General features: G+C 71.0%; 6 protein-coding genes. All 6 read right to left on the minus strand.

All coding sequences use genetic code 11. The annotated features are described in order from the left end of the window. On the minus strand, window positions 1–617 hold a 617-nt coding region (locus HW577_RS19375; protein WP_198377773.1), incomplete at its 3' end, for an ABC transporter permease. Beyond that, complete coding sequence (locus HW577_RS19380; protein ID WP_198377774.1) at window positions 614–1546, minus strand: ABC transporter permease; 933 nt, start codon at window positions 1544–1546, stop codon at window positions 614–616. The genes HW577_RS19380 and HW577_RS19375, both read right to left, overlap by 4 nt. Next, window positions 1543–1947, minus strand: coding sequence for a VOC family protein (locus tag HW577_RS19385; protein ID WP_232475071.1), 405 nt, complete (start codon window positions 1945–1947; stop codon window positions 1543–1545). Before HW577_RS19385 ends, HW577_RS19380 begins: the two co-directional genes overlap by 4 nt. Beyond that, the gene (locus HW577_RS19390) at window positions 1932–3626 is read right to left on the minus strand and encodes a peptide ABC transporter substrate-binding protein (RefSeq protein WP_198377775.1); all 1695 of its coding nucleotides are present in this window, start codon (window positions 3624–3626) and stop codon (window positions 1932–1934) included. Before HW577_RS19390 ends, HW577_RS19385 begins: the two co-directional genes overlap by 16 nt. Beyond that, window positions 3623–4756 (minus strand): hypothetical protein, encoded by a 1134-nt coding sequence (locus HW577_RS19395; RefSeq protein WP_198377776.1) that lies wholly within the window; start codon window positions 4754–4756, stop codon window positions 3623–3625. Before HW577_RS19395 ends, HW577_RS19390 begins: the two co-directional genes overlap by 4 nt. A 3-nt stretch (window positions 4757–4759) precedes the next feature. Next, complete coding sequence (locus tag HW577_RS19400; RefSeq protein WP_198377777.1) at window positions 4760–5482, minus strand: orotate phosphoribosyltransferase; 723 nt, start codon at window positions 5480–5482, stop codon at window positions 4760–4762. Window positions 5483–5713: the final 231 nt, after the last annotated feature.

Genomic DNA, 5713 nt, shown 5'->3' on the forward strand with positions numbered 1-5713 from the left:
AGCGCGGTGGCGACGGCGACCGGCGGCAGCAGCGCGGGCAGCACGTGGCGGCGGAGGATGCGGGCCTCCCCCGCGCCGAGCGCGCGCGCCGCGCGCACATGGTCGCGGGAGAAGGTGGCCAGGGCCGCCGCCCTCGCCAGCCGTGCGACGCCGACCCAGCCGAACAGCGCGAGGATGACGACGATGCGCAGCACGTCGCCCGCCGCCTCCCCGCGCGCCGGCAGGCCGATGCGCGCGGGATCGGCGGCGGCGAGCAGGACCAGCAGCGGCAGGGCCGGCAGGGCGAGCATGAAGTCGGCGAAGCGCATGGTCAGCGCATCCGTGGCCCCGCCGCGCCAGGCGGCGAGCAGCCCGGCCGTCGTGCCGATCAGCGCGGCGGCGAGTGCGGCCGCGAGCCCGACCGCGAGCGAGACCCGCGCGCCATAGAGCAGCCGCGTCAGGATGTCCCGCCCGAGATCGTCCGTGCCGAGCGGATGGCGCGCGGAAGGTGGTTCGAACCGCGCGAGCAGGTCCGGCGCGAAGGGATCGTGGCCGAGCGCATCGGCGACGAGCGGCGCTGCGGCGGCGCCAAGGGCGAGCAGCCCGAGGAGTCCGAGGCCGAGGGCAAGGCGCGTCATTTTTCGCGCAGCCTCGGGTCGAGCAGGCGCTGGGCGAGGTCCGCCCCGAGCGTCGCCAGCATGGTGACCAGCGCCACCAGCAGCAGTGCGACCAGCGCGAGGTTGGTGTCGTTGCCCATCACCGCGTCGTACAGGAGCTTGCCCATGCCGGGGCGGGCGAAGACCGTCTCCGTCACCAGCGCGCCGCCGGCCAGCGCCCCGGCATCGAGAGCCGCGATCTGCAGCACCGGCAGCGCGGCATTGGGGAAGGCGTGGCGCAGCAGCACGACGCGTTCGGACGCACCGCGCGCGCGGGCGGTGCGAATCCAGGGCTCGGTCAGGGTGGCTTCGAGCGATGCCGCCGAATGCCGCGCATAGGCGGCGAGATGCGCGATGGCCAGCGTCGCGACCGGCAGGACCAGGTAGGCGAGGCCCGTGCCCGCATCCGCCGCCCCGCCCGCCGGCAGCCAGCCGAGCGTGACGGCGAACAGGATGATGAGCAGGATGCCGAGCCAGAAGGTCGGCATGGCCTGGCCCATGACGGCGATGCCATCGACCGCCGGTGCCGCGCGCGGGCGCGATGCGGCGAGCGCGCCGAGTGCGACGCCGAGCGCGAGCGCGATCAGCAGCGCGGTTCCGGCCAGCGCGAGGGTGGAGAGCAGCGCGGGCCCGAGCAGCGACGCGACGGGCTGGGCGAAGAGCCGCGAATAGCCGAATTCGCCCCGAATCAGCCCGCCGGCCCAGGCGAGGTAGCGTTCATGGAAGGGCCGGTCGAGCCCGTGCAGCGCACGCATCCGCTGCGCGTCCTCGCCGGTGAGGCGCGGGTCGCCGGCGATGGCGACTTCGATCGGGTCGCCGGGCATGAGCGCGATGAGGGCGAAGGCGCAGAAGGAGAGGATCGCCAGCGTTACGGCGATCTGCGCGAGGCGGCTGGCGAGGAGGCGCGTCATGCCGCCCGGTGGCACGCCGCCTCGACCCGGTTGCCGTCCGGGTCGAGCAGGAAGGCCGCGTAGTACTGCGCGTGGTAGTGCGGCCGAAGTCCCGGCGTGCCGTCATCCGCGCCGCCCTGCGCGAGGCCCGCCGCGTGGAAGGCGGCGACCGCCGCGCGGTCCGGGGCGCGGAAGCACCAGTGGCGGCGGTCGGTGTGGATCGCCGCGCCCGTCGCGCGGATCGTCAGGTAGGTGTGGCTGTCGTCGCTGGCGTCGCTGCGCTGCCCGTAGCCGATCGCGTCCGCCTCCCGCCACACGCAGGGCACGCCGAGTGCCGCCATCACCGCATCGTAGAAGCGCGCCGCGCGCGGCAGGTCGCTCACGGTGATGGAGACGTGGTCGAGCATCAGCGCGCCCGCCATTCCTCCGCCCACAGGGGCGAGGCGTTGAGATGCCCCGTCGGCCGCACACCATCGAGCCATGTCGGCCAGACATGCGCGTCCGCGCGGAACCACAGCGGGATGGCGGGCAGTTCCTCGGCGTAGATAGCCTGCAGGCGGCGCCACATCTCCCGCCGCCGCTCGCGGTCGAGTTCCTCGGGGATGCTGTGGGTCAGCACGTCCATCTCCGCATTGCGGAAGCCGCCATAGTTCTGGCCGGACCAGTTGCGCTCCTCGCGCGGGATCTCGTCGGAATGCAGCGACGACCGTGGCACGGATTCCGGCGCGCTGATCCAGGCGAACAGCGCCAGGCCCTGGAAGCGGCGACGGGAGAGCGTTTCGGCGAAGAAGACTCGCGGCGGCTCGTTGCGGATGCGCGCCTCGATCCCCGCCTGACGCCACATGCCCTGCAGCACCTGCTGCACCTGTTCGCGCGCGCGGTTGCCGGCGGTGGTCATGAATTCCAGCGACAGCCTCTCCCCGGCCGCGTTGCGGCGGATACCGTCGGGGCCGGGCGTCCAGCCGGCCTCGTCCAGCAGCGCGCGGGCGCGGGCCAGATCGAAGGGCCATTGCCGCACCTGCGGGTCGTGCATCGGGTCGAGCGGGTTCACGGAAGTATGCGCGACGGGCTGCCGCCCGCCGAACAGGCGTTCGGTGATCTGCGCGCGGTCGGTGGCCATCAGAAGCGCCTGGCGCACGCGGCGATCCGCCAGCGCGACGTGGTCGTGCCGCAAATCCATGTGCTCGTAGATCAGGCCGGGCTGGTAGAGGAAGCGGAAGCGGTTGCCGGTGCGGCGTTCCAGCGCGATCGCCTGCTCGATCGGCAGGCCGAGCTCGCCCGCGACCATGTCCACCTGGCCCGCGAGCAACTGCGCCTCGAGCGCGGGCGTGTTCTCGACGGTGCGGATCACGATGCGCCGGAAATGCGGCGCGGCGCCGTTCCAGGCCGCGTTGCGCTCGAGCGTGATGGACGCGCCCGGCTGCACCGCCGTGATGCGATAGGGCCCGTTCCACAAGGCGGGGTTCGTCGTCTCGGTGTCGTAGGCCGTGCGCGTGCGGTAGGCCCGCGGATCGGCCTGCCAGCGCGCGCGCTCGATATGGGCGGGCAGCGGCTGGAAGTCGCCCATGGAGGCATATTCGAAGGTCACGCGGTCGAACCGCAGCGTGACGGTGCGCGGGTCGACCACGATGAGTTCATAGGCGCTGCGGTAGAACTCGGCGGGGCCGAAGCCGGTCGCCGCTTCGCGCCCCGCTTCCCAGGCAAAGCGGAGATCCTCGGAGGTGACGGGCGTGCCGTCCCCCCAGCTTGTGCCCTGCCGCAGCCGGAAGGTCACGCGGATGCCGGCCTTTCCGTCCGGCGTGGTCTCGCGTTCCGCGAGGCCGTTCTCGAGCGAGGGCAGCGTCTCGCAGGCAAGGCAGGTCAGCCGCCAATCCGCGCCATAGGCGGTGAGCGGCCGCCGCGCGAAGCCCAGCACGTAGGACTTCGCGGCCATGTTCTCGATGTTGGGGTGGAATGTGGAAGGGTATTGCGTGATGCCGATGGTGAGCGTGTCGCGCGGCTGCGCGGCGGCGGGGGCGGAGAGCAACGTTGCCACCAGCGCGAGTGGCAGCGCCCCTATGCGCGCCGCAGCCTGGCCGGCCGCGCGCCTGGGCCGCGTCATGCGCCCGTCCGTTCCGGTGCAGCCTCGGCGATCCGCGCGATCTCCCGCCGCACCAGGTCCGGCGTGGCCAGCGCCGCGTCAAGGTCGAAGATGCGGTTCGGCGGAACGCCGCCCATGTGGCGCGCCACCATAAGCGCAAAACCGCCGCTGGTCCGGACGACGAGGTCGGCCGCGGCGAGGGTGTCGATGGCGAACCGCGTGTCCTCCTCCGTCTCCCCCACACGCCGCATCTCGGCGGGCAGGGTCTCGAAGATCCGGCCCTTCTCCTCCAGCTGGGCGATGAGGCTGTCCCGTTCCTCGATGCTCAACCCGGGAACCATGCTGCGAAAGGTCTTCAGGTTGCGGATGGCCAGGTCGTACCCGTCCGAGAGCAGCATGACATCGACCGCCGGGTCCGCCGCCATATGCCGGCAGAAATCGATGGCGCGCGCGACGTCGACCGGAGGGCGCACGCTGAGCGTAGGGTCGGTGCCCAGGATGCGCATCCCGTCCGCCGTCAGGCGCCTTCCGTCGGCAAGCGTCATCGTCGCCGTGTCGCCGAGCCGCAGATGCACCACGAGCCGGATTCGCCCCGTCGCCGGGTTCAGGCTCGGACGGCCCTGCAGGCCGAGCCGATACAGATCCCGGAACGGGAACGGCGCGCTTTGGGCGATGCGCCGGTACAAGTTCTGCATCTTCGGCAGCGCGTTCAGGTACTGGAACTTCACCACCGCGAGCACCGCGCCGCTGCGCACCTCCTCGGGCAGGAGGGTGGTGCAGTCCTCATCGAACAGATCGACGAGGTCGATCATCAGTTGGGGCAGGTCGGGCGGGGCATCCGGATCTGGATGCAACCGATGATATAGGTCAATGCCGGTGAAATCGCCCACATCGGGAAAGATCCGCTTCGGGAACATCGGCAGGTGTACGTAGCGGCCTTGGGAGAAAGCGGCGATCCGGTGGATTAAATCCATCTGCATCATCTGGTCGCCAAGACCTGCCCAGGTGACTTTCACGGCAATGCGATGCTGTATCATGCTGTCTCCGAGACGCCGGGAAAAATGCAGTCTCGAAAATAGGCGACCGTTCGGCAGGCGAAGGGGCTGCGGGACATCACCATCACTTGAATATCGATGGGATCGGGCGCCCAACGCTTACTCGGCGCCCTCGGCGAGCTTCGCCTCCTCGCTGCTGCCGGCGCCGCCATGCGCCTTGGACCAGGACACCGGGTCCTCCAGGAACTTCCGCACTTCCTTGAGCGCCGCCTCGCTGAAATAGGGCTTCTCGCGGCAGACCTCGAGCACGTCCCACCAGGTGCACAGATGGTGCAGGTTCAGCCCCATGGCCTTCATCTTCTCGAAGGACCCGGGGAAGACACCGTAGAAGAACACCACGAAGGTGTGCTCGCAGACCGCGCCCGCTTCGCGCAGCGCGTTGGCGAAGCGGATCTTGGATCCGCCGTCGGTCGTCAGATCCTCGACCAGCAGGGTGCGCTGGCCGACCGGCACCTCGCCCTCGATCTGCGCGTTGCGGCCGAAGCCCTTCGGCTTCTTCCGGACATAGGCCATGGGCGCCATCATCCGGTCGGCGATCCAGGCGCCGAAGGGGATGCCGGCGGTCTCGCCGCCCACCACCACGTCGATGGATTCGTAGCCGACATGCCGGCCGATCTTCTCGACGCCCAACTCCATGATCCGGTTGCGCGCCCGGGGGAAGGAGATGATCTTGCGGCAGTCGATGTAGACGGGGCTCTTCCAGCCGCTGGTGAAGGTATAGGGCTCCTCCGGGCGGAAGTTCACCGCCTTGATCTCGAGCAGGATGCGCGCGGTGGTCAGGGCGGCGTCGCGGTCCCAGTCGGAGGCGTGCAGCGCGGTCATGTCGGGTCGTCCTGGTGATGGTGCCTGTCGCCCCTGTCCTAATCGGCGGGGCGCGCCCCGTCCATGACGGAGGATGTCTGGGTGCTGGCCGACCCGCGGGCGGGCACGGCGGCGCAGGCGCTGGGCATCGCCGAACGGCTCGGCCGGCCCTTCCGGACGGTGCCGCTGGCCTGGGGGCTGCTCGCCCGGCTGCCGCTGCGCTGGGGGACGCTGGCGGGGCTGGTGCCGGCC

Source organism: Neoroseomonas rubea (assembly GCF_016106015.1).
Lineage (GTDB): Bacteria > Pseudomonadota > Alphaproteobacteria > Acetobacterales > Acetobacteraceae > Neoroseomonas > Neoroseomonas rubea.